Origin of the sequence: Variovorax cryoconiti (assembly GCF_051216395.1) — a bacterium.
Lineage (GTDB): Bacteria > Pseudomonadota > Gammaproteobacteria > Burkholderiales > Burkholderiaceae_C > Variovorax.
The window spans coordinates 192,014-215,731 of record NZ_JBPJZI010000001.1 but is presented as its reverse complement, the minus strand read 5'-3'; the positions used below and the strand labels follow the sequence as shown (position 1 = coordinate 215,731).

Genomic DNA, 23,718 nt, shown 5'->3' with positions numbered 1-23,718 from the left:
GGCCGGTCGCCAGAAGCTGCCGCCTTCACGCCGCGCCGCATGCCGCCAGGACCTCGCGCACCATCGCGTCGGGCGCCGGGCGCATCACCGCGGAGCCGAGCTTGTCGATCACCACGAAGCGGATCTCGCCGCCTTCGGACTTCTTGTCGATACGCATCAGCTCGAGATAGCGCTCGGCGCCAAAGCGCGGCGCGACGATCGGCAGGCCGGCCTTCTCGATCAGGGTCGTCAACCGCTGCACGAAGGCGCTGTCGACGCCACCGAGCCGCTGCGACAGCTGGGCCGCCATCACCATGCCGCAACCGACGGCCTCGCCATGCAGCCACTCGCCGTAGCCGAGCGCCGATTCGATGGCATGGCCGAAGGTATGCCCGAAGTTCAGGATGGCGCGCAGCCCGTGCTCGCGCTCGTCCTGCCCCACCACCTCGGCCTTGATCTCGCAGCTGCGCCGCACGGCATGCGCCATCGCGGCGGGCTCCTGGGCGCGCAGCGCCGGAAGGTTCGCCTCGATCCAGTCGAAGAAGGCCATGTCGTAGATCGGCCCGTACTTGATGACTTCCGCCAGGCCTGCGCTGAGCTCGCGTGGCGGCAGTGTCGTCAGCGTCGCGAGGTCGCACAGCACCAGCTGCGGCTGGTAGAAGGCGCCGATCATGTTCTTGCCCAGCGGGTGGTTGATGGCGGTCTTGCCGCCCACCGACGAATCCACCTGCGCCAGCAGCGTGGTCGGCACCTGGACGAAGGGCACGCCGCGCATGTAGCTGGCGGCCGCGAATCCGGTCATGTCACCCACCACGCCGCCGCCCAGGGCAAACAGCACCGTCTTGCGGTCGCAGCCGTGGCCCAGCAAGGCGTCGAAGATCCGGTTGAGCGTGGTCCAGTCCTTGTACGCCTCACCGTCCGGCAGTTCGAGCACGCGGACGGCGGCAAATCGGCCGGTCAGTGCCCTCTGCAGCGCAGCCGTGTAGAGCGGTCCGACGGTGGTGTTGGTGACGATCAACGCGCTCGCCGCCTTCGGCACGGCCTCGAAGCTGGCGGGCTGGTCGAGCAGGCCGGCACCGATCAGTATCGGGTAGCTGCGCTCGCCGAGCGCGATGTCGACACGCTGAGGCGCCGTGGGAGAAACCGGTGTGAGCATGCCCCAAGTTTAGGCGTTGGGCGCAGCGCCGCTTCAGCCCGTCGGGCCCGCGCCCTGGTGGGGGGCCTGGCGAACCACGCCGGCCTCTTCGAGCTGCTGGACGATGGCACCCACCAGCATCGCGATCGACGGCCGGCCGGTGTCGACGGTGGTGTGCGCGATCTCTCGATAGAGCGGGTCGCGCACCGCGTGCAGGTCCTTCAACCGCTGGAGCGGATCCGCCACCTGCAGGAGGGGGCGCTTGGTATCGTGGCGCAACCGTCTGAGCAGCTCTTCCGGCGAGGAACGAAGGTAGACCACGTGGGTCCGCTCGCGCAGGTGCTGTCGATTCGACGCCCGCAGCACCGAACCGCCACCCGTCGCCATCACGCTCTGTCGCAGCGAGGACGTCAGATCGGTCAGCACCTGCTCTTCGACGTCGCGGAACGCGTCTTCGCCTTCACGCTCGAAGAACGCCCGGATCGTGCAACCGATGCGGTCTTCGATGCAGTGGTCGCTGTCGACGAAGCGCCACCCCAACTGCTGCCCGAGCCGCCGTCCAATGGCGGACTTTCCCGAGCCCGGCAATCCGACGAGAGCGATCGTCGGTTCTCCGACGACGCTAGCAATCTCCACGCTTCATCAACGTGCGGCGTTGCGGTCGGTGATCATCTTCGGCGTGATGAATACCAGCATTTCGGTCTTGTTGTAGGTGCGCTCGCGTGTCCGGAACAGGGCGCCCAGGTACGGCACTTCACCCAGCACCGGAATGCGCGATTCGTTGTTGCTCTCGGTCATTTCGAAGATACCACCGATGACCACCGTGCCGCCATTCTCCACCAGCACCTCGGTCTGCACGTGTTTCGTGTTGATCGCGAAACCGGCGGTGGTCGCCTGACCCACCGTGTCCTTGTTGACGTCCAGCGTCAGGATGATGTTGCCTTCCGGCGTGATCTGCGGCGTCACTTCCAGCTTGAGGTTGGCCTTGCGGAAAGCGATGGAGGTCGCGCCGCTGGAGGTCGCCACCTGGTAAGGCAGTTCGGTACCTTGTTCGATCAGTGCCTTGGTCTGGTCGGCCGTGACGACGCGCGGACTCGACACCACCTTGCCCTTGCCGTCTGCCTCCAGCGCCGAGATTTCCAGGTTGAGCATGCGCGACAGGCTGGAGTTGAACAGCGAGATCGCGAAGGTGCCGGCGTCGTTGCCGTTGCCGGCCACGCCGGTCGACGGCAGATTCACGAAATTGCTCTGGGTGAACTGCGGGAAGGCCACGGTGGGGCTGGTCGACGTGCTGGTGGCCACGCCGTTCGTCACCGTGGTGGTGGTGCCACCGCCGGTCACGTTGGGATAGGTACCGACCGCCGTGCGGCTGTTGATGGCGCCGCCACCGAGCCTGACGCCCAGCGACCGGCCGAAGGTGTCCGACGCCTCGACGATGCGCGCCTCGATCAGCACCTGACGCACAGGCACATCGAGTTTCTGGATCAGTTCGGCGACCTGCGCCAGGCGCGTGGGCACGTCGGACACGAAGAGTTGGTTGGTGCGCGACTCCGCGATCACGCTACCGCGCGGGCTCAGGATGCGAGACGCGTTGGAACCGCCACCGCCGCCGCCGCCCGCGCTGGCACCGGTGCCGGTCAGGCCCTGCGCGATCGTCAACGCCTTGGTGTAGTTGAGCTGGAACGACTGCGTGCGCAGGGGCTCGAGGGTTTCGATGGCCGCCTTGGCCTCGAACTCCATCTTTTCCTTGGCATTGATCTCGTCCTTCGGCGCAATCCACAACACGCTGCCGTTCTTGCGCATGCCCAGGTTTTTCGCCTGCATGATGATGTCCAGCGCCTGATCCCAAGGCACGTCCTTCAGGCGGAGCGTCAGAGCGCCCGTCACCGAATCGGACGTGACGATGTTGAAGTTCGTGAAGTCGGCGATGACCTGCAGCAGAGAGCGGATCTCGATGTTCTGGAAATTCAGAGACAGCTTTTCGCCGCTGTAGCCGACGCCCTGCGTCAGCTTGGTCGGGTCGACCTTGCGGGGACGCACTTCCACGACGAACTGGTTCTCGCTTTGGTAAGCGCTGTGCTCCCAGTCGCCCTTGGGCTCGATGGTCATGCGCACGCGGTCGCCGGACTGCTGCGCCGTGATCAGTTGCACCGGCGTTCCGAAATCGGCCACATCGAGGCGACGACGCAGCCCCTCGGGCAGCGTCGACTTGGTGAACTCGACGACCAGGTTCTTGCCTTGCTGCCGAATGTCGACGCCCACCTGGTTGTTGGCCAGGTCGACGATCACCCGGCCGGTGTTGTCGGCACCCAGGCGGAAATCGACATCGCGCAGCGGCAAGGTGTCGCGGTTGCGGTTCTCGGCGAAACTGGCAGACGCCGGGGCAGCCAGGGCGGCACCCGCCACGGGCTCGAGCGAGACCAGCAGCGAGCGGCCTTGGATCTCGGTCTTGTAGGCAGTGGCCTGCTTCAGGTTCAAGACCAGGCGCGTGCGCTCTCCGGCCTGGACCACGTTGATGGAACGCAGGTTGCCCTGGTTCACCTCGACGGCCGATCGCCCGATCGCGTTGCTGACACCCGGGAAATCCAGCGCGATCCGCGCCGGCGTCTGGATGGCAAAGCCGGCGGGCGCCGTGCTCAGCGGCTGCGTGAGGTCGATGCGCACGACCTCCGCGCCGGACTGCATCGAGGTGGTGACCGACTCGATCGCGTTCTGCGCCTGCGCCGCCGCCATGGCGGCGAACATTCCGAGCGTGAGGCCGGCACCGCGGAGCCACCGTACAACCATCGCTTTTTGTTGACTCATTTCGACCTCTCTTGCAATTCCAGCGTCGCCACGCGTTCGATCCATTCACCGGCGGCGTCCTGCACGATTTCACGCAAGCCGAGTTCGGTTTCGTTGATACGGGTGATACGCCCGTAATTCAATCCAAGGTAGTTGCCGACACGAACCTGGTAGAGCAGCTTGTCCACGCGCACCAAGGCGATCGGCTGGCCGTTGCGGCTCATGCTGCCGACCATCGCCATCGCGTCGAGCGGAAAGGACTCAAGGGCTTCCTTGCGCCGCGTCAGTTCCGGACCGATGAGGCCCGAGGTGGAGGGCTGGGCGGAGTCGCGGCGCAGCGCCTGCGTCAGCTTCTGGCTGTTGAACGGCTCGAACGCCGCGCCCTCGGTGTAAGCCTGCGGCGTGAATTTCTTGGGCTCCGTGAGGGGTGGAACCGTCGGCCGCACCTTGGTGCGCTCTTCGGCCATCCACTGCTGCAGGTCCTTCTGTTCAGCCCCCCAGCATCCGCTGAGGAGCATCACCACGGCGCAGAGTCCCAACGCTTTGGCGATATTCATTTCTTCTTCGCTCCGGATGCCGCTGCACGCCGCTGGGTGGCCTGCTCTTCGTCGTCGAGGTAGCGGTAGGTGCGCGCCGTCGCGTCCATGGTCAACGCACCATCCTTCTGCGGCGTGATCGACAGGTTGTTCAAGGTGACGATGCGCGACAGGTTGGCGACATCGGCCACGAAAGCACCCATGTCGTGGTACTTCCCGCTGACGCGGACCGCGATCGGCAATTCGGCGTAGTAATCGCGAACGGCCACCTGGCCCGGTCGGAACAGCTCGAACTGCAGGCTTCGGCCCAGGCCGGCCTGGTTGATGTCGGACAGCAATGCGTCCATTTCCGCCTTGCTGGGCAATTGCTTCTCGAGCAGCGTCACGTACTGCTGGGCCTGCTCGCGCTGCTTCTTCAGAAGGTCGAGGTTGGCGGCTTGCGCCACCTTCTTCTGGTAGTCGGCGCGAAGGGTCACTTCCTTGGCGCGCTCGACCTCCAGTTCGTCGTTGGAATTGGTCAGCCAGACGAACCACAGCGCGACCAGCACGAGGGCTGTGACGGCAACGGACAGGAGATAGCGCGGAACGGCCGGCCAGACCGACGGATCGTTCGGATTGAGCCCTTTGAACTGCTCGGAGAAGCGTCGCAGTGCGTCGCCAACGTCGACTTTAGGAGCGGATTTTCTGGTCGCCATGGACGGTCCCCTTAGCCTTTGGCGGGCGCTGCAGCAGCACCCTTGGCCGGCGCCGACGCCGCACCGGCAGCCGGCTTCTGAACATCGGTCGGGCGCTTCAGGCCGATGCGCATCGTGAAGTTCGCAACGCGTCGCTGGTCACGCGGGCTCAACGCGACAGTGCCCGCCGTGATCTCGACAAGTTCGGGCTTCACCAGCCACGGGCTGCTGTTGCCGAGGTTGCGCAGCAACTCGGAAACGCGCTCGTTCGACTGCGCCATGCCCTGCAATGTCACGGCCCGATCGTCCTGTTTCATGCTGGCCAGATAGACACCATCCGGCAGTTGCCGCACCAGTTCATTCAACAAGTGCACGGGCATGTTGCGATCGCCCTGCAGATCTTCGACGGCCTGCTGACGCGCCTTCAAGGCGGCGATCTCGGCCTGCAGCGTCGCGATTTCCTTGATCTCGGACTCGAGCTTCTTGATCTCGGTCTGCAGATAGTTGTTCTTCGCCTGCTGGCTGGAGATCTGCGCCTGAAACCAGACGTAACCGGCGCCGGCGATCAGACCACCGAGCAGCGCGGCGGCGCCCAGCGTGGCATAGAAGCTCTCGCGGCGACGCTTGCGCGCCGCCTCGCGGTGCGGCAGTAGGTTGATCAGGATCACTGCAGAAACCTCCGCATCGCCAGGCCGCACGACGTCAGATAAGAGGGCGCCTCACGCTTGACTTTCTTCTCGCGAATGCCAGCGCTGATCTCCATCCCCTCGAAAGGGTTCACGAGGGAGCAGGCGAAGGAAGTCTGACGCGTCACCGCACTGGTCAGCCCCGGAAGCGCCGCCGAGCCGCCCGCGAGCAACACGTAGTCCACGCGGTTGTGCGGCGTGCTGGTGAAGAAGAACTGCAAGGCGCGCGCGATTTCCTGGGCAATGCTGGCCACAAAGGGCTTGAGCACCCCAGCGTTGTAGTCGTCGGGCAGATCGCCGCTGCGCTTCTTGCCCTCGGCCTCTTCGACGGAGAACCCATACTGGCGGACGATGAGTTGCGTCAACTGGGCGCCGCCGAAGGCCTGGTCGCGGTCGTACAGCACTTCCTGATTGCGCAAGACCTGCATGCTGGTCGTGTAAGCGCCGACTTCGAAGAGCGCCACGACGGCGTCGCGCCCTTGGCCAGGAAGTTGCTCGATCAGCCTGGCCGTGGCAAGCCGCGATGCATAGGACTCCACATCCAGAATCATGGCCTTGAGGCCGGCTGCTTCGGCCAGGCCCTGGCGGTCCTGCACCTTTTCCTTGCGCGACGCGGCGATGAGCACTTCGACGTCGCCTGCGGAACCGGCGCTCTGGCCCATGACACAGAAGTCGAGGCTCACTTCGTCGAGCGAAAAGGGGATGTATTGGTTCGCCTCGGACTCGACCTGAAGCTCGAGTTCCTGCTCGCTCATGCCACCGGGAAGGATGATTTTCTTGGTGATGACCGCAGAAGGCGGCAGCGCGAGGGCCACGTTGCGGGTTTTCGTGCCGCTTTTGCGGACCACGCGGCGCACGGCCTCGGCCACTTCGTCGAACTTCTCGACGTTGCCGTCCGTGATCCAGCCGCGCTCGAGGGGCTCGATGGCGCAGCGCTCCAGCACCAGCTTTCCGCCGGCATCGCGGCCCAGTTCGACCAGCTTGACGCTGGACGAACTCACGTCCAGCCCGACCAATGGCGAGGGCTGACGACGAAACAACGATCCGAAAGCGGTCAAGGTCTATCCCATCCGTTTGTAACGATTGGAAAAATTTGCGTATGGTTGCATGCTAGCAGCAACATCGTGAGACCTCCAAGAATCCCGATCGGCCCCATCGCCGAGGCGTTGTCAAAAGTTCACGCAAACGTTCGCTTCTGCAACTTACGTGACGCGGCACCTATTTCGGCGCGTCTGCGCTCGGCGAGCCCCCACTTGCGAAGTCCGCGTTTTTATAATGCGCGGTGACTCAGCCCCCCTCCATGCCCGACTCCGCCCGCCCAGCGCGCCCGAAAAAGACCGCCCCGACACGCCCTCGCTGGCTGACCTGGTTGCTGCGACTGCTGGCCTGGGCGATCGGAATCGTCGCGGCTGGCGCCGTCGCGATCGTCTGCATCATCGCCGTTGCCTTGGCAGTGGCGTATCCCAACCTTCCCGACATCTCCGAACTGGCCGACTACCGGCCGAAGCTGCCCCTGCGGGTGTTTTCGTCCGAAGGCACGTTGATCGGTGAGTTCGGCGAAGAGCGCCGCAACCTCACGCCGATCTCCACCATCCCGAAGGTCATGAAGGACGCGGTCCTGGCCGCGGAAGACGCCCGCTTCTACGACCACGGCGGGGTCGACTACAAGGGCCTGGTCCGTGCGGGCCTGGCCAACATGAACCGCATCAAGAGCCAGGGCGCGTCCACCATCACCATGCAGGTGGCGCGCAATGTCTACTTGAGCTCCGAGAAGACGCTGACGCGCAAGATCTACGAGGTGCTCCTGACCTTCAAGCTGGAGCACCTGCTCAGCAAGGATCAGATCTTCGAGATCTATCTGAACCAGATCTACCTCGGCAACCGCGCCTACGGCTTCGCCGCCGCTTCGGAGGCTTACTTCGGCAAGCCACTGACAGAGATCACGATTGCCCAGGCCGCGATGCTGGCGGGCCTTCCGAAGGCACCCGGCGCCAACAATCCGGTCAGTAACCCCGCGCGCGCGCGGGGCCGCCAGTTGTATGTGATCGACCGCATGCGCGATGCCGGCTTCATCACCGCCGAGCAGGCGACCGACGCCAAGAAGGAAGAACTGCACCTGCGGGACGGCGCCGACCCCACGCGCCTGCACGCCGAGTACGTGGCGGAAACGGTTCGCCAACTGATGTACAGCCAGTACGGCGACAGCACCTACACGCGCGGGTTGAAGGTCTACACCTCGCTGGTCGCCGCCGACCAGGCCGCCGCGTACCGGGCGTTGCGCAAGGGGATCATGGATTACGAGCGTCGGCAGATCTACCGCGGCCCCGAGAAGTTCGTCGACCTGCCCGATGACCCGAAGGAATTGGACGAAGCGGTCGACGACGCCCTGGCCGAACACCCCGACAACGGGGACGTGATGTCCGCCGTGGTGCTGAAGGCGAACGCCAAGGAGATCACGGCCGTGCGCGCCAATGGCGACGTGCTGCAGATCACCGGCGACGGGCTCAAGCCGGCGCAGTCCGGGCTGTCGGACAAGGCACCGCCGAACATCAAGGTGCGCCGCGGCGCGGTGATCCGAGTCGCCCGCACGCCCAAGAACACCTTCGAGATCACCCAGCTCCCCGAGGTCGAGGGCGCATTCGTCGCGCTCGACCCGCGCGACGGCGCGGTCAAGGCCATGGTTGGCGGCTTCGACTTCAGCAAGAACAAGTTCAACCATGTGACGCAAGCCTGGCGCCAGCCAGGGTCGAGCTTCAAGCCCTTCATCTACTCCGCAGCACTCGAGAAGGGCTTTTCGCCCTCGACGGTGATCAACGACGGTCCCCTCTTCTTCGACGCCGGCACCACCGGCGGCCAGCCCTGGGAGCCCAAGAACTACGACGGGGGCTTCGAGGGCCCGATGTCGATGCGCCGGGCGCTGATGAAGTCCAAGAACATGGTGTCGATCCGGATCCTGCAGTCGATCGGCACGCGCTACGCGCAGGACTGGATCGGCAATTTCGGTTTCGAGAAGGAAAAGCACCCGGCCTACCTGCCCATGGCGCTGGGCGCCGGCTCGGTCACACCCATGCAGATGGCGACGGCCTATTCGGTGTTCGCCAACGGCGGCTACCGCGTGAGCCCCTACCTGATCACGCGCGTGACCGACCACAAGGACAAGGTCCTGGTCGAAACGCAACCCCCGTTGCTCAACGAGAGCATGCGTGCCATCCCGCAGCGCAACGCCTTCATCATGGACAGCCTCCTGCAATCGGTGGCGAGCGGCGGAACGGCCGCGAAGGCACAGGCCACGCTCAAGCGCCCCGACATCTACGGCAAGACCGGCACGACCAACGATTCGCTGGACGCCTGGTTCGCGGGCTTCCAGCCCACCATGACCGCCATCGCCTGGATCGGCTACGACACCCCGCGCAAGCTGGGCGACCGCGAAACCGGTGGCGGCCTGAGCCTGCCGATCTGGATCAGCTTCATGGAAACCGCCCTCAAGGGCGTGCCGGTGACCGAGCCCACCGCCCCGGCGGGCGTGGTCAACGTCGGCGGGGAGTTGTATTACGACGACTACGGACCGGGCCGAGGCGTGACCAGCCTGGGCATGGATTCCGCCGCCCCCACGGGCGAAGCCGCTACTGGTGCCCCCATCGGCGCCCCGCCGCCGCCCGAAGAACGCAACCGCATCCTCGACCTGTTCCGCAACTGAGCGGCTGAGCCCGGCCGCTCAGGCGGCGAATTCGAGCCGCAGCCCCGCCTGCAGCGAGGCCTCGCGCGACAGGTTCGAAAAGAACTCTTCGCCGGTCTTGGTGTCGACCCACGCCGCACCGTCGTGCCGGTAGTGGTAGCCGCCGGAGCGTGCCGCCAGCCAGATCTCCTGCAGCGGCTTCTGCAGGTTGACGATCAACTGGCTGCCGTTGGGGAAGCTCAAAGTGATCATCCCACCGACCCGCTGGTTGTCGATGTCGGCCTCCGTGGCGTCGTTGATGCGGTCGCAGGCGCGCTCGATGGCGGCCAGGGCGGCTTCCGCACGATCCATGTAGTCGGAGTCGGTCATTACAATTTCGCGATGTTGAACGTCCGTCAAATTCTAATGAGCGCCGCTGGCCTCTTCGCCATCGGGGTCGGCCTGGCCGGCTGCGGTCTCAAGGGCCCGCTGTACATGCCCACGGTGCCGGAGGCTGCCAACCGCGCCACGCTGCCGAGCCTGATCCTCCCGTCGACGCGCAGTGATGCAGCGACGGCCGCGCCGGCCGACGCCGCCGTGGCACCGCCCGCCGCGGCCAGCAGCGCGCCCGCGAGCACGGGGGTTGCGAAGTGACCGCCCCCCGCCTCCCCGGCCATCCGCATGTCGCGGTCCGCGACGGCACGCTCCAGGTGGAAGCGCTGTCGCTCGCCGCGCTCGCCCGCGAGCACGGCACGCCGCTGTTCGTCTACTCCAAGCAATGGATGCTCGATGCGCTGGCGGCCTACCGCCGTGGTTTCGAGGGTCGGGACGCACTGGTCTGCTATGCGATGAAGGCCAACTCCTCGCTCGGCGTGCTGCGCGTGTTCGCCGAAGCCGGCTGCGGCTTCGACATCGTCTCGGGCGGCGAGCTGGCCCGGGTGCTGGCAGCGGGTGCCGACCCGGCCAAGGTGATCTTCTCGGGCGTCGGCAAGACGCGCGACGAGATGCGCCAGGCGCTCGCCGCGGGCATTGCCTGCTTCAACGTGGAGAGCGAGGCCGAACTCGACGTGCTCAATGCGGTGGCGCTCGCGCAGAAGCAGCGGGCCCGCATCAGCATTCGCATCAACCCGAACGTCGATCCGAAGACGCATCCGTACATCTCGACCGGCCTCAAGGGCAACAAGTTCGGCGTGGCGCACGACCGCGCCCTGCATGTCTACCGCCACGCGGCCTCGCTGCCGGGCATCGAGGTGGTGGGCATCGACTGCCACATCGGCTCGCAGATCACCGAAGCCTCGCCCTATCTCGATGCACTGGAGCGCGTGCTCGACCTGGTCCAGACCATCGAGCAGGCCGGGATCCCGCTGCACCACCTCGACTTCGGCGGCGGCCTGGGCATCGACTACAACCACGACACCCCGCCGGCGGCCGACGTGCTGTGGAAGCAGCTGCTCGCGCGGCTCGACGCGCGCGGCTTCGGCGATCGCAAGCTGATCGTGGAGCCGGGCCGCTCGCTGGTCGGCAACGCCGGCGTCTGCGTGACCGAGGTGCTTTACACCAAGCCCGGCGAAGACAAGAACTTCTGCATCGTCGATGCGGCCATGAACGACCTGCCACGCCCTGCGATGTACCAGGCCTTCCACCAGATCGTGCCGCTGGCCGAGCGCACCGCCGGCACCGAGACGACCTACGACGTGGTCGGCCCGATCTGCGAGAGCGGTGACTGGATCGGTCGCGACCGGGCGTTGAACGTGGTCGACGGCGACCTGCTGGCCGTGCTCTCGGCCGGCGCCTATTGCATGTCGATGGCGAGCAACTACAACAGCCGCGGCCGGGCGGCCGAGGTGCTGGTGGCCGGCGACCGCGCCACGCTCATCCGCCGGCGCGAGAGCCTCGACGATCAGCTGCGCACCGAGCGCTTCGACTGACGACAGCCGCCGTCGCGCAGACCCTTATTTCGAGGGCTGCGCGCGCGACACGGTGACGGGGCGCGACGCCACGGCCTTCTTCTGGCGCACGAAGTGCCACACCCGCCAGGCCAGCAGCACGGCCACGATGCCGGCATAGACGAACACCTCGTTGAAGTTGTTCTTGCCCGCGCGCAGCCAGAAGAAATGCAGCAGGCCCAGCCCGGCGATCACATAGACCAGCTTGTGCAGCCGCTGCCAGCGCTTGGCGCCCAACGCCTTGATCGCGCGGTTGAACGAGGTGGCGGCCAGCGGCGTGAGCAGCACGAAGGCCGCGAAGCCGACCAGGATGAACGGCCGCTTGGCAATGTCCTTCGCGATCTCGGGCACGTCGAAGCCCATGTCGAACCAGCCGTAGCTCAGCAGGTGGATCACGACGTAGAAATACGCGAACAGCCCCAGCATGCGCCGGTAGCGCGCCAGCCCGTTGAGCTTGAACATCACACGCAGCGGCGTGACGGCCAGCACGATGCACAGGAAGCGCAAGGTCCAGTCGCCGGCCGAACGGATCAGGTATTCCGCCGGATTGGCGCCCAGCCCGTCGGTGAAGGCGCCGTAGACGAGCCATGCGAACGGCGCCAGGCACGCGAGGAAGACGAACGGCTTGGCGGCCGGGTGCAGCAGCAGCTTGTTCACGGTCGCGGCAATCGACACGGGCCCGCGCTCAATAGAACTTCTTCAGGTCCATGCCCGCATAGAGCTGCCCGACCTGCGCCTCGTAGCCATTGAAGAGCTGCGTCTTGGTGCGCTTGGCGAACAGGCCGCTGCCGTCGCCGATGCGACGCTCGGTCGCCTGGCTCCAGCGCGGGTGGTCGACGTTCGGGTTCACGTTGGAATAGAAGCCGTACTCGTTGGCCGCGGCCTTGTTCCACGCGGTGCCCGGCTCCTTCTCGACGAAGCGGATCTTCACGATCGACTTGGCGCTCTTGAAGCCGTACTTCCAGGGCACCACCAGGCGCACCGGCGCGCCGTTCTGGTTGGGCAGCACCTCGCCGTACATGCCGAAGGTCAGCAGCGTGAGCGGGTGCATCGCCTCGTCCATGCGCAGGCCTTCGGCGTAGGGCCAGTCGAGCACGCGCGAGCCGACGAAGGGCATGGTCTTCGGGTCGGCGAGGGTGACGAACTCGACGTACTTCGCGCTGCCCTGCGGTTCGACCTTCTTGATGAGTTCGGCCAGCGAATAGCCGACCCACGGGATCACCATCGACCAGCCTTCGACGCAGCGCAGGCGGTAGATGCGTTCTTCCTGCGCGCTCAGCTTCAAAAGGTCCTCGATGCCGTACTTGCCAGGCTTGTTCACCAGGCCCTCGACCTCGACGGTCCAGGGGCGCGTCTTCAGCGTGCCGGCGTTCTTCACCGGGTCGCCCTTGTCGGTGCCGAACTCGTAGAAATTGTTGTAGCTCGACGCGTCCTTGTAGTCGGTGAGCTTCTCCATCGTCTGCGCGCCGGGCACGTTGGACTTGGCGCCCTTCAGCGGTGCCAGCTTGCCGGGCGCCGTGGCCTGCGCCAGCGCATCGCGCGCAGCCCACGACGCCAGCGCGGCACCGGCCGCACCGCCGGCCAGGAGCTTGAGCATGTCGCGGCGCCCTTCGTAGGCCGCGCGGGGCGTGATGTCGCTGGAGGCCGCGTGGAGGAAACCGCGGTCGATGAGATCTTGACGGGAACGATGGGACATGACGCGCCTTTCAATGACGAGGGTGATTCACCCTGAATTCGTTGCGGAAGCCGATTTGGTTACGCAGCGCCGGCGCGTCTGGATCAAAGCGTGCCGTAGCTGTGCAAACCGCTCAGGAACATGTTCACGCCCAGGAAGGCGAAGGTCGTCACCGCCAGGCCACCCAGCGCCCACCAGGCCGCCACGGTGCCGCGCAGCCCCTTCACCAGGCGCATGTGCAGCCAGGCCGCGTAATTGAGCCAGACGATCAGGGCCCAGGTTTCCTTCGGGTCCCAGCTCCAGTAGCCACCCCAGGCATCCGCCGCCCACAGCGCGCCGAGCACCGTGGCGATGGTGAAGAAAGCGAAGCCGACGGTGATGGACTTGTACATGACGTCGTCCAGCACCTCGTTGGCCGGCAGGCGTGCCGCGATGCGCTTGCGCCCGAGCAGGATGCCCGCCGCGATCAGCGCCGAGATGCCCGCATAGACCACCCAGTAGCTGCCGCCCGCCTCCTGCACCCGCTGGCGGAAGGCCACCGGCACGAAGCACAGCGCCACGCCCAGCAGCCAGATCGGCGTGAGCTTGTACCAGCGCGTTTCCTGCGCCTGTTCCTTGATGAGGTAGGCGAAGGCCACCATGGCGGCCAGCGCGAAGGTGCCGTAGCCGATGAAGTTGGCCGGCACGTGCAGCTTCATCCACCAGCTCTGCAGGGCCGGCACCAGCGGCTGGATCTCGTGGGCCTCGCGCACCAGCGTGTACCAGAGCAGGAAGCCGACCGCCGCGCTCACCACCAGCATCACGAAGGCACCGATGGCGCGCGTGGCGTAGCGCTCTTCGAAGTACAGATAGAACGTGGCCGTCAGCCAGCAAAAGAGCACGAACACTTCGTACAGGTTGCTGACCGGGATATGACCGATGTCCGGGCCGAGCTGGTGGCTTTCGTACCAGCGAACCATGGTGCCGATCAGCGCCATCGTGACCGCCGCCCAGGCGAGGCGCGACCCGATGAGCTCCAGCGCATCGCCCTGCTTGCCGCCGAACAGGCCGAGCCAATAGAAGGCCGTGCTCATGAAGAACAGCACGCTCATCCAGAGGATGGCCGACTGGCTCGACAGAAAGTACTTGAGCCAGAACACCGTGTCGGCCCGCGCGAGGTCGCCCTGATACGACGTGATGGCCAGCACCGCCGCGGCGGCGACCACGACGGCCAGCACGCGCAGCGGCCGCCAGAACCAGCCGAGCCAGATCATCGCGGGCATGGTGCCCAGCAGGATCGCCTTCTCGTAGATGTCCATCGACGCGGCATAGCGCGAGAAGGCGAAGAGCCCCCCGGCCACGACCAGCGCGGCGAACACCCAGTCGAAGGCGTTGCGCCGCGTCAGCCAGCTGTCGTTGAGGGTCAGGGTGGTGGTCGTCATGGCGCCGGTTCCTTGTGGAGGTCGAGCAGCTTGTTCTTGAGATTGTCGAATTCGCGGTCGCTGTCCATCGTGCGACGGTTCACCGAGAAGGCCATCGTGGCGCCGCTGCCATCGGTGCCCTCGGGCACCAGCCAGATCCACAGCCTGCGTTCGCGCACGTACAGCATGGCAAAAATGCCGATGATCAGCAACAGGCATCCGAGGTAGACAACGCTCTTCCCAGGGGCGCGTGCCACCTGGAACACGCTGGCCTGCACCTGCTTGAAGTCGGTCATCATCATCGCGAAAGGCGCCGGGTAGAAATGCGCGTCGCTCATGGCCAGCACCGCCTGCGTGAGGAAGGCCTGCGACTTGTCGTCGCCCGGCAGCGCCGCCAGCCCGGCACGCTCGCGGCTCAGGTTGAGCACCTCGAACAGCACCTCGTTGAGGATGCGCACCAGCACCGCGCCGGCGCGGGCACGCTCGGCCTCGGGCACGTTCGATTCCATGAATTCAGCGATGGCCTGCCAGCCGCCCCGGCTGGTCGCATCGGCCTTGACGCGCTCGGTGCCGGCGAAGAGCGCCAGCGCGCGCGTGGTCGATGCGCGCAATTGCTCGGCCAGCTCAGGACGCTGCGGGTCGCTGGCGCGCGTGACGTAACGCTCGACCGCACGGGCGCGAAGCGCGTCATCCGCCAGCGCATCGCGCATGCGGGTGAAGCCGTCCATCGAACCGTTCTCGTCGGCCGGCACGCGCAGGTAGCGAAACGGGTCTTCGGGCCGCTCGCGCATCCCGAGCAGGAACACCGGCTGTCCGTCGCCGGCGTCGACCGGCACCATGTAGTTCTGGTACTCGCGGGCCTGGCCCGCCGCGTCGCGCAGCTTGTAGCCGATGCTCGGGCCGATGTTGCGCAGCACCTTCGGCTTGTTGGTCTTGTTGGCGGCACCCAGGCGGGACTCGAGGCTGTGCTGCAGGTCGACCTTGCGGACATCGGCGCCGCTGGTCATGGCGCCATTCGCCTCGTCGCTGAAGTTCTCGACGTTGATGACGCGCAGCGCGACGTATTCGAGCGTGAGCTTGTCGCTGCCGTTGGTGATGTCGGAGCTGCTCCCGATCGTGCCTTCGAGCTCGAAGGGCTTGGCGGCTGCGGCCATCGGCACCGCCTTGAGCTTCACGGTCGAGCCGCCGTCGTCGAAGCTCGACTGGTAGATCTCCACGCCCTTGTAGCTGGCGGGATGGTTGACCTCGATGCGCGCGGGCACCGCGGCGCCGGTCTCGCGGTCGTGCAGCACCACCTCGCTCGCGAAGAGCTTGGGCATGCCGGTCGAGTAGTAGTCGACGATGAACTTCTTCAGTTCGATGGCGAAGGGCAGCTCCTGCAGCAGCACGCCGTCGGACTGGTTCAGGATGGCCACGCTCGAGCGGCCGCCTTCGGGCACCAGGATGTTGCCGCGGAAGGTCGGGTTGGACGGCGACAGCCGGTGCTCGGCCGGCACGTCGGCGATCATGCCGCCGCCGGTGAACACGCTCTTGCCGTTGAACCAGGTCTGCGCGCGCACCACCAGGTCGCCGTCGAACAGGCCGCCGATGCAGATCAGCACGATGGCGCTGTGCGCGGCGATGTAGCCCAGCTTGTGCGCACCGCCGGCGCGCGCCGCGACCATCCAGCCGGCGCCCTCACGGTGCTGCAGCTTGACCTTCCAGCCGCCACCGGTCAGCAGTTGGCCGATGCGCTGCGCCGCCGCCTCGGGCACTTCGCCGAGCGTGGTCGCGGCGCGCTGGCCGAAGGCCTTGAGGCTCTGCGCGCGGATGTCTTCCTTGAAGGTCTTGAGGTCCTTCAGGATGTGGGGCGTGTTGCGCGCAATGCACAGCGACGTGCTGATCACCAGGAACAGCAGGATCAGCAGGAACCACCAGGCGCCGTAGATCGCATCGAGCCGTGCGGCACGGAACAGCGCCGCCCAGAAGGGTCCGAACTGGTTGATGTAGTTGCCGATCGGCTCGTGCTGCTTGAGCACCGTGCCGATGATCGAGGCGATACAGATGATCGTCAGCAGCGCAATGGCGAAGCGCATCGACGAGAACAGCTCCACCCCGGCACGAAGTGCCTGGGGGCCGCGGCGGACGCGGAGACCGTGGGTGGAGACTGACATGCGAGGTGCGGGGAAGGGAGGAGCAGGCGCTCTGGAAAGCAAAAAGGCGGGCCATCCGTCTGGATCGGCCCGCCCGGTTGGGTTGGTTTGTCGGCGCTTAGTTCACGCGAAGAACACCGCGAACGATGGGGCGATCAACGCAGGCCGGCGATGTAATCCGACACCGCCTTGATCTCGCGGTCGTTCAGCTTGGCGGCGACGCCGGTCATCTGGGGGCTGTTGGCGCGTACGCCGTCGCGAAAGGCCACGAGCTGGGCCGTGGTGTAGTCGGCATGCTGGCCACCCAGGCGCGGGTACTGCGCGGGCAGGCCGGCGCCGTTGGGGCTGTGGCAGCTGGCGCAGGCCGGGATGGTGCGGTCGGCGATGCCGCCGCGGTAGATCTTCTCGCCGAGCGAGACCAGGTCCTTCTCCTTGGCGAAGCCGGGCTTGACCGTCTTCGAGCCCACGAACCAGGCGACGTTGCGCATGTCCTCGTCCGACAGGGCCGAGGCATAGGGCTTCATGATGGCGCTCTTGCGCTTGCCGGACTTGAACTCCTGCAACTGCTTGAGGATGTACTCGGGGTGCTGCTGCGCCAGCTTCGGATTGGCCGCGATGGCCGAGTTGCCGTCGGCGTTGTGGCACGACGCACAGCTCTGGCTGTTGGCCGGGGTGGCGTTGAAGATCGCGTCGCCCTTGGCCGGATCGGGCTTGGCCGGCTTGGCTGCCGCTGCAGCCCCCGCGGCGGCGGGTTCCTGCGCGAAGGCACCGCCGACGGCGGCGCCCAAGATGATGGCTGCAAGCAGGTGAGAGGCAAACAACTTCATGTCGGGGGCTCGTTTTTGTGGCGCAAAACCCCGCGATTCTACAATGGTGCCCCGTACCGAAAGCCTCCTCATGACCTCCCCTGCGCCCTCACCGGCCACCGCAACGCCGCCGGTGGCGCCTGCACCCGACCGGATCCGCGCGGCCCTGGGCTGGCTGCACACCGCCCATTTCCTCACCAGCGCGCCCCAGCTGGAGCACCTGCCGGCCTTCGATCTGCCCGAGATCGCCTTCGTCGGCCGCTCCAACGCCGGCAAGTCGACCGCCATCAACACGCTCACGCAGCAGACCCGCCTGGCCTTCGCGTCCAAGACGCCCGGCCGCACCCAACACATCAACCTGTTCGGCGTCGGCAAGCAGAAGGTCGATGACGCCGTGCTGGCCGACCTGCCGGGCTACGGCTATGCCGCGGTGCCGCGCGAGGCCAAGCTGCGCTGGCAGCGTGTGATGGGCAACTACCTCATGACGCGTGAGAACCTGCGCGGCGTGGTGCTGATGTGCGACCCGCGCCATGGCATGACCGAGCTCGACGAGATCCTGCTCGAAGTCATTCGCCCGCGCGTCGAGGCCGGGCTGAAGTTCCTGGTGCTGCTGACCAAGTCCGACAAGCTGACCCGCGCCGAAGGCGCCAAGGCGCTGTCGATCGTGCGACTGCAGGCCGGCGGCGGCGAGGTCAAACTGTTCTCGGCGCTGAAGAAACAAGGCGTCGACGAGGCCGCCGAACTGCTGTGGCGCTGGGCCCATCCCGAGCCCTGACGCCGGCGGCACCGGTCGGCCGGCCCGTGCGCCCACGACCGGAGACCGCCGCATGATCGAAACCTTTCAGCGCACGCTGCCCAACGGCATCACGCTCAGCTGCCGCGCCAGCGGCACGCCCGGGCGCCCCCTGATGCTGTTGCTCCACGGCTTCCCCGAGGGCGCCTTCATCTGGGACGAACTCCTGGAACACTTCGCGCAGCCGGCACACGGCGGCTACCGCTGCATCGCGCCCAACCTGCGCGGCTTCGAAGAGTCCAGCGCACCGCCCGCCGTCGCGGACTACCGGCCCCACCTGCTGGTGCAGGACGTGCGCCAGCTCGCCGCCGCCGAAAGTGCCGACGGCAGCATCGACACCCTGGTCGCGCACGACTGGGGCGGCGCCTTCGGCTGGGGCTTCGCCAACGCCTTCCCCACACAACTGCGGCGTCTGGTCATCCTCAATTCGCCCCACCCCGGCACCTTCGCGCGCGAGCTGCGCGAGAACCCGGCGCAGCAGCAAGCCAGTGCCTACATGCACTTCCTGGCGCGCCCGGACGCACCCGCGTTGCTCGCCGAAGACGACTACCGCCGCCTGTGGCCCTTCTTCACGGCCATGGGTGCGGGCGCCGAGCGCTTCGGCTGGCTGACCGACACGGTCAAGGACCAGTACCGCGCGCTGTGGGATGCGGGGCTGCGCGGCGCCTGCAACCTCTACGCGGTGACGCCGCTGAAGCCGCCACTGGAGGGCCAGTCACCCGATGCGATCCCGCTGCTGCCGCGCGAGCGGCTCACCGTCGACGTGCCGACGCTGGTGCTGTGGGCACTGGACGACAGCGCCCTGCTGCCGGGGCTGCTCGACGGACTCGCCGACTACGTGCCCGCGCTCGAGGTGGTGAGGGTCCCCGGTGCGACACACTGGATCGTCCATGAGCAGCCGCAGCGGGTGATCGCCGAGATCGCCGCCTTCATCCGGCGCACTCAGTAGACGGGAGGCTCGCCCTCGGGGCGCGTCTTGAAGCGCCGGTGCACCCAGTAGTACTGCGAAGGCATCGCGTCGATATAGCCCTGCAGCCGCCGGTTCATCAGCGCCGTGTCCGCCACTGCGTCGTCGCTCGGGAAGTCCTGCCAGGCCGGCAGCACCTCGATGTCGTAACCCGTGGGCGTGAGGCGCGACACGATCGGCACCACCTTGGCCTTGCCCAGCCGAGCGAAACGCGAGAGCGACGGAATGGTCGAGGCCTGGACGCCGTAGAACGGCACGAAGACCGTCTGGTCGCGCCCGAAGTCCATGTCCGGCAGCAGGTACAGCAGCCCGCCCTTGCGCAGCCCGGCCACGATCGGCTTGATGCCCTCGGTCCGGTTGAGCGTGATCACGTTGCCGAAGCGCTTGCGGCCTTCGCGGATCCAGTCGTCGATCAGCGGATCGCGTTGCGTCGTGTAGATGGTGGTGGACGGCCGCGCCGTGTGCATGGTCAGCGCCGTGGCCGCTGCGTCGAGCCCGTAGAAGTGCGGTGCGAACAGGATCATCGGCGCGCTGCCGTGCGCCATCTCCTCGATCTCGGGCGCCGCCCCGACCACGCGCAGGCGTTGCCGCACCACCGATTCCGGCGCATGCCACAGCCAGCTGCGGTCGAGCCAGGACTGCGCGACGAAGACGAAGGTCTCGCGCGCGATGCCCCGCCGCTCGGCCGCCGACTTCTCCGGAAAGCACAGGGCGAGGTTGATGTCGACCACATGCCGGCGTGGCACGGCGACCGTATGCAGCAGCCGGCCCAGCACCACGCCGAACCCGCGCGACACCGGCAAGGGAACATGGGCCATCGCCCGCATGAAGACGATGCCCAGACGGCTTGCAAAGCTCATGCCGCCGCGCTTTCGGGCGCTTCGGCCTTGGGTTGCTTGAAGCGCGCGTAGTCCCAGACGTACTGCCCGGGCAGTTGCCGGATGAGTGCCTCGACACCGCGGTTGAGCGCCGTCGCCGCCTGTTCGGGCGTCGAGCCCGGGTCGCTCATCGCCGTGCCGTCGAAGGCTTCGAAACGGATCGCATAGCGCGCCCCGCGCAGACGCTCGCACACGCACAGGAACACATGCGCACCCGTCTGCTGCGCGAGGCGCTGCAGCAGGGTCATCGTGTAGGCCGGCCGGCCGAAGAAAGGTGCCCACACGCCCTGCCCGAGCGGTGGCACCTGATCGGGGAGCATGCCGGTGTAGCCGCCCGCGCGCAGCGATCGAATCAGGCCCCGAACGCCTGCCACGCTGGTCGGCAGCATCTGCAGGCCGGCGCGGTCGCGCGAGCCCTTGACCAGTTCGGCCATCCAGGCCTTGCGCGGCGGCCGGTACAAGGCGGTGAGCGGTCCGTAGGTGCGCTCGTAGCGCTCAGCGACGGCCTGGCCGCACAGTTCCCAGCAGCCCAGGTGCGGCGTGATGAAGATGACGCCCTTGCGTTCGTTCATCGCTGCCTCGAAATCCGCGGCACCCTCCCAGCGCACGATGCGCGGCAGGACACTCTCGCCGCGCGGGCGCGACCACAGCCAGGGCAATTCGGCCGCCATCGCACCGGCCGCACCGATGGCCGGCCGGTACTGCGCCGGCGTGAAGCCCGCGGCCTCGGCGTTGGTGCGAAAGCGGCGCCGGTAGTCGGGCGCCGTCCACCACACCAGCCACCCGAACGCCACGCCGAGCCGCTGCATCCAGGGCAGCGGTACGCGAGCGAGCAATCGGAAGAAAAGGATCATTCGGGAAACTGGGGGGCGGTGGCCTGCTTGATGCCCGAATGCAGGGGCGGCCGGGCTGGAATAGAATGAAATTGTCGCTGAGTTATGGAACTACTTGCAGGGCGACACGCACAAGCGCCGCGCGATTGTGCCTTGGCCGAAACGGCCCTCTGCTAAAGCGTTCGCCTGAGCTCCCCAAGGAATCGGCAACGCGCCTTTCAACCTGTTGGAGCATTCAAAGCACATGGCGAACGATTTCCTCTTCACTTCCGAATCCGTCTCCGAAGGCCACCCCGACAAGGTCGCCGACCAGATCTCCGACGCGATCCTCGATGCGATCTTCGAACAGGACCCGCGCAGCCGCGTGGCCGCCGAGACGCTGACCAACACCGGCCTGGTGGTGCTCGCCGGCGAGATCACCACCAACGCGCACGTCGACTACATCCAGGTTGCACGCGACACCATCAAGCGCATCGGCTACGACAACACCGAGTACGGCATCGACTACAAGGGTTGCGCCGTGATGGTCTGCTACGACAAGCAGTCCAACGACATCGCCCAGGGCGTCGACCACGCCTCGGACGACCACCTCAACATCGGCGCCGGCGACCAGGGCCTGATGTTCGGCTACGCCTGCGACGAGACGCCCGAGCTGATGCCCGCGCCCATCTATTACGCGCACCGCCTGGTCGAGCGCCAGGCGCAACTGCGCAAGGACGGCCGCCTGCCCTTCCTGCGCCCCGACGCCAAGAGCCAGGTCACGATGCGCTATGTCGACGGCAAGCCGCACAGCATCGACACCGTGGTGCTCTCCACGCAGCACCACCCGGACCAGAGCGAGACGGCCACCAAGATGAAGGCGTCGTTCAACGAAGCCATCATCGAGGAGATCATCAAGCCGGTGCTGCCCAAGGAATGGCTGCAAAACACGCGCTACCTGATCAACCCGACCGGCCGCTTCGTCATCGGTGGCCCGCAAGGCGACTGTGGCCTGACCGGCCGCAAGATCATCGTCGACACCTACGGCGGCGCCTGCCCGCACGGTGGTGGCGCGTTCTCGGGCAAGGACCCGTCGAAGGTCGACCGCTCGGCCGCCTACGCCGCGCGCTACGTGGCCAAGAACATCGTGGCCGCCGGCATCGCGCGCCAGTGCCAGATCCAGGTCGCCTATGCGATCGGCGTGGCCGAGCCGATGAACATCACGGTCTACACCGAAGGCACCGGCCTGATCCCCGACGAGAAGATCGCCGCGCTGGTGCGCGCGCATTTCGACCTGCGCCCCAAGGGCATCATCCAGATGCTCGACCTGCTGCGGCCGATCTACCAGAAGACCGCCGCCTACGGCCACTTTGGCCGCGAAGAGCCGGAGTTCACGTGGGAAGCGACGACCAAGGCGGCTGAGCTGCGGGCTGCCGCCGGGCTCTGACCCGTCCCGGGGTTCAACGGCGCACCGCAACCGCCTCGATCTCCACCAGCACCGGCGCGATCAACCCCGAAATCACGGTCGATCGCGCCGGTGCCGTCTCCGGCGCAAAGCGCTCGCCCCAGGCCGCATTGAAGGCCGGGTAGTCGGCACCGTCGACCAGCCACACCGTGGTCTTGACCACGTCGGCCAGCGTGCAGCCGGCACGCACGAGGATGGCTTCGATCATGTCGAGTGCCACATGCGTCTGGCCTGCAATGTCGGGCGCAGCGGGCTTCCCGTCGCGCATCGGCACCTGGCCTGAGACGAAGACCAGCGCGCCCTCGGCGACCACGGCCGGCGAGATCGGTTGCGTCTTCCCTGCACGGACCACCGGCGGCCCGATGTGCGTGATGCGTCCCATGCGCCGCTCAGTCCGGCTTGGCGCCGGACGCCTGGACGATCTTGGCCCACTTGTCGGCCTCGACCTTGACGAAGGCCTTGAACTCGGTGGCGCTGCTGCCGCCCAGCGTGAAGCCGCGCGAGCCGAAGTATTCCTGGATGTCGGCACTGGCCAGCGCCTTGTTCACTTCGCGGTTCAGTTGCTCGACGATCGCCGGCGGCGTGGCGGCCGGCGCGAACAGGCCCTGCCACGACAGCGCCTCGAAACCGGGGTAGCCGCTCTCGGCGATGGTCGGCACGGCGGGTAGCATCTTGTGACGCGTCTTCGAGGTCACGGCGATCGGCTGCAGCTTGCCGGCCTCCAGCTGCGGCCAGACCACGAGGAAGTCGCCGAACATCGTGTCGATCTGCCCGCCCATCAGGTCGCTCAGCGCACCGGCGCTGCCGCGGTACGGGATGTGCAGCATCGACACCTTGGCCGACAGCTTGAACATCTCGCCGGTGAGGTGCATCGAGGTGCCGTTGCCCGGCGAGCCGTAGCTGATCGAGCCCGGCTTGGCCTTGGCCGCGGCCGCCAGTTCCTGCACCGTCTTCGGCGCGAAGTTCGGGTTGCGCACCAGCACCAGGGGCGACGAGACCACGAGCGATACCGGTGCGAAGTCTTTCACCACGTCGTAAGGCAGCTTGGGGTACAGCGCGTTGGCGATGGCGTTGCTGCCGGTCACGCCCATGAGCAGCGTGTAGCCGTCGGGCGCCGACTTGGCGACGTAGTCGGCGCCCAGCGTGCCGCCGGCACCGGCGCGGTTGTCGACCACCACGGGCTGGCCCCACACGGCCGCCAGCTTTTCGCCGATGCGGCGCGCCAGCAGGTCGGTGCTGCCGCCCGGCGGGAAGGGCACGACGATGCGGATCGGCTTGGTCGGGAAGCTCTGCGCAGCGGCCATCGAGGGCAGCATCGCCGTGGCGGCCAGTGCCATGGCGCCGCCGAGTGCGAGGCGGCGACCGCGTTGGAGAAGGGGGGTGGATGTCATCAGT

General features: G+C 66.8%; 23 protein-coding genes. 6 read left to right on the top strand and 17 right to left on the bottom strand.

Annotated features, from left to right (window positions below):
- Positions 1-25 precede the first annotated feature (25 nt).
- From aroB to ACSFA2_RS01080, 7 genes are read right to left on the bottom strand one after another with little or no spacing between them, the layout of a single operon-like run.
- Positions 26-1,135 (bottom strand): 3-dehydroquinate synthase, encoded by a 1,110-nt coding sequence (gene aroB, locus ACSFA2_RS01110; protein ID WP_435453474.1) that lies wholly within the window; start codon positions 1,133-1,135, stop codon positions 26-28.
- A 33-nt stretch (positions 1,136-1,168) separates the two neighbouring features.
- Positions 1,169-1,750, bottom strand: a complete 582-nt coding sequence (locus ACSFA2_RS01105; RefSeq protein WP_435453473.1) for a shikimate kinase — start codon at positions 1,748-1,750, stop codon at positions 1,169-1,171.
- A 6-nt stretch (positions 1,751-1,756) separates the two neighbouring features.
- Positions 1,757-3,919: a type IV pilus secretin PilQ gene (locus ACSFA2_RS01100; protein WP_435453472.1), complete on the bottom strand. Its 2,163-nt coding sequence runs from the start codon at positions 3,917-3,919 to the stop codon at positions 1,757-1,759.
- Positions 3,916-4,455 (bottom strand): pilus assembly protein PilP, encoded by a 540-nt coding sequence (locus ACSFA2_RS01095; RefSeq protein WP_435453471.1) that lies wholly within the window; start codon positions 4,453-4,455, stop codon positions 3,916-3,918. The genes ACSFA2_RS01100 and ACSFA2_RS01095 overlap by 4 nt, the downstream gene beginning before the upstream one ends.
- Complete coding sequence (locus tag ACSFA2_RS01090) at positions 4,452-5,129, bottom strand: type IV pilus inner membrane component PilO (RefSeq protein WP_435453470.1); 678 nt, start codon at positions 5,127-5,129, stop codon at positions 4,452-4,454. The genes ACSFA2_RS01095 and ACSFA2_RS01090 overlap by 4 nt, the downstream gene beginning before the upstream one ends.
- Positions 5,130-5,140: 11 nt before the next feature.
- Complete coding sequence (locus ACSFA2_RS01085; RefSeq protein ID WP_435453469.1) at positions 5,141-5,776, bottom strand: PilN domain-containing protein; 636 nt, start codon at positions 5,774-5,776, stop codon at positions 5,141-5,143.
- Positions 5,773-6,852: a pilus assembly protein PilM gene (locus ACSFA2_RS01080; protein ID WP_435453468.1), complete on the bottom strand. Its 1,080-nt coding sequence runs from the start codon at positions 6,850-6,852 to the stop codon at positions 5,773-5,775. The genes ACSFA2_RS01085 and ACSFA2_RS01080 overlap by 4 nt, the downstream gene beginning before the upstream one ends.
- Positions 6,853-7,094: 242 nt before the next feature.
- Here ACSFA2_RS01080 and ACSFA2_RS01075 point away from each other — a divergent pair, with 242 nt between their 5' ends.
- On the top strand, positions 7,095-9,491 hold the full coding sequence (locus ACSFA2_RS01075) for a penicillin-binding protein 1A (protein ID WP_435453467.1): 2,397 nt from the start codon (positions 7,095-7,097) through the stop codon (positions 9,489-9,491).
- A gap of 18 nt (positions 9,492-9,509) precedes the next feature.
- Here the strand turns inward: ACSFA2_RS01075 and cyaY are convergent, their stop codons facing one another.
- Entirely contained in the window at positions 9,510-9,839 is a 330-nt protein-coding gene (cyaY, locus tag ACSFA2_RS01070) for an iron donor protein CyaY (protein ID WP_435453466.1), read from the bottom strand.
- 36 nt (positions 9,840-9,875) lie between these two features.
- Between cyaY and lptM the strand changes: the two genes are divergently transcribed.
- Positions 9,876-10,103 (top strand): LPS translocon maturation chaperone LptM, encoded by a 228-nt coding sequence (gene lptM, locus ACSFA2_RS01065; RefSeq protein ID WP_435453465.1) that lies wholly within the window; start codon positions 9,876-9,878, stop codon positions 10,101-10,103.
- Positions 10,100-11,377: a diaminopimelate decarboxylase gene (gene lysA / locus ACSFA2_RS01060; RefSeq protein ID WP_435453464.1), complete on the top strand. Its 1,278-nt coding sequence runs from the start codon at positions 10,100-10,102 to the stop codon at positions 11,375-11,377. Before lptM ends, lysA begins: the two co-directional genes overlap by 4 nt.
- A 24-nt stretch (positions 11,378-11,401) precedes the next feature.
- Here the strand turns inward: lysA and ACSFA2_RS01055 are convergent, their stop codons facing one another.
- The 5 genes from ACSFA2_RS01055 to ACSFA2_RS01035 all read right to left on the bottom strand — a co-directional run bounded on the left by ACSFA2_RS01055 (position 11,402) and on the right by ACSFA2_RS01035 (position 17,429).
- Entirely contained in the window at positions 11,402-12,052 is a 651-nt protein-coding gene (locus tag ACSFA2_RS01055) for a protein-methionine-sulfoxide reductase heme-binding subunit MsrQ (RefSeq protein WP_435454152.1), read from the bottom strand.
- Positions 12,053-12,080: 28 nt separating this feature from the next.
- Complete coding sequence (gene msrP / locus ACSFA2_RS01050) at positions 12,081-13,091, bottom strand: protein-methionine-sulfoxide reductase catalytic subunit MsrP (RefSeq protein ID WP_435453463.1); 1,011 nt, start codon at positions 13,089-13,091, stop codon at positions 12,081-12,083.
- 83 nt (positions 13,092-13,174) lie between these two features.
- Positions 13,175-14,491, bottom strand: a complete 1,317-nt coding sequence (ccsB, locus tag ACSFA2_RS01045) for a c-type cytochrome biogenesis protein CcsB (RefSeq protein WP_435453462.1) — start codon at positions 14,489-14,491, stop codon at positions 13,175-13,177.
- Entirely contained in the window at positions 14,488-16,623 is a 2,136-nt protein-coding gene (locus ACSFA2_RS01040) for a cytochrome c biogenesis protein ResB (RefSeq protein WP_435453461.1), read from the bottom strand. Before ACSFA2_RS01040 ends, ccsB begins: the two co-directional genes overlap by 4 nt.
- Positions 16,624-16,757: 134 nt before the next feature.
- Entirely contained in the window at positions 16,758-17,429 is a 672-nt protein-coding gene (locus ACSFA2_RS01035; RefSeq protein ID WP_435453460.1) for a c-type cytochrome, read from the bottom strand.
- Positions 17,430-17,499: 70 nt separating this feature from the next.
- Between ACSFA2_RS01035 and yihA the strand changes: the two genes are divergently transcribed.
- Both yihA and ACSFA2_RS01025 read left to right on the top strand, forming a co-directional pair.
- The gene (gene yihA / locus ACSFA2_RS01030; protein WP_435453459.1) at positions 17,500-18,183 is read left to right on the top strand and encodes a ribosome biogenesis GTP-binding protein YihA/YsxC; all 684 of its coding nucleotides are present in this window, start codon (positions 17,500-17,502) and stop codon (positions 18,181-18,183) included.
- Between the two features lie 52 nt (positions 18,184-18,235).
- Positions 18,236-19,150, top strand: a complete 915-nt coding sequence (locus tag ACSFA2_RS01025) for an alpha/beta fold hydrolase (RefSeq protein WP_435453458.1) — start codon at positions 18,236-18,238, stop codon at positions 19,148-19,150.
- Here ACSFA2_RS01025 and ACSFA2_RS01020 read toward each other — a convergent pair.
- Positions 19,144-20,028 carry a lysophospholipid acyltransferase family protein gene (locus tag ACSFA2_RS01020; RefSeq protein ID WP_435453457.1) on the bottom strand — a complete coding sequence of 295 codons (885 nt, stop codon included), beginning with the start codon at positions 20,026-20,028 and terminating at the stop codon, positions 19,144-19,146. The genes ACSFA2_RS01025 and ACSFA2_RS01020 overlap by 7 nt on opposite strands.
- Positions 20,025-20,900: a lysophospholipid acyltransferase family protein gene (locus ACSFA2_RS01015; protein WP_435453456.1), complete on the bottom strand. Its 876-nt coding sequence runs from the start codon at positions 20,898-20,900 to the stop codon at positions 20,025-20,027. The genes ACSFA2_RS01020 and ACSFA2_RS01015 overlap by 4 nt, the downstream gene beginning before the upstream one ends.
- 223 nt (positions 20,901-21,123) lie before the next feature.
- Between ACSFA2_RS01015 and metK the strand changes: the two genes are divergently transcribed.
- Positions 21,124-22,305 (top strand): methionine adenosyltransferase, encoded by a 1,182-nt coding sequence (gene metK / locus ACSFA2_RS01010; RefSeq protein WP_435453455.1) that lies wholly within the window; start codon positions 21,124-21,126, stop codon positions 22,303-22,305.
- 13 nt (positions 22,306-22,318) lie between these two features.
- Here the strand turns inward: metK and ACSFA2_RS01005 are convergent, their stop codons facing one another.
- Positions 22,319-22,705 (bottom strand): RidA family protein, encoded by a 387-nt coding sequence (locus ACSFA2_RS01005; RefSeq protein ID WP_435453454.1) that lies wholly within the window; start codon positions 22,703-22,705, stop codon positions 22,319-22,321.
- Between the two features lie 7 nt (positions 22,706-22,712).
- Positions 22,713-23,714: a tripartite tricarboxylate transporter substrate binding protein gene (locus ACSFA2_RS01000; protein WP_435453453.1), complete on the bottom strand. Its 1,002-nt coding sequence runs from the start codon at positions 23,712-23,714 to the stop codon at positions 22,713-22,715.
- Positions 23,715-23,718: the final 4 nt, after the last annotated feature.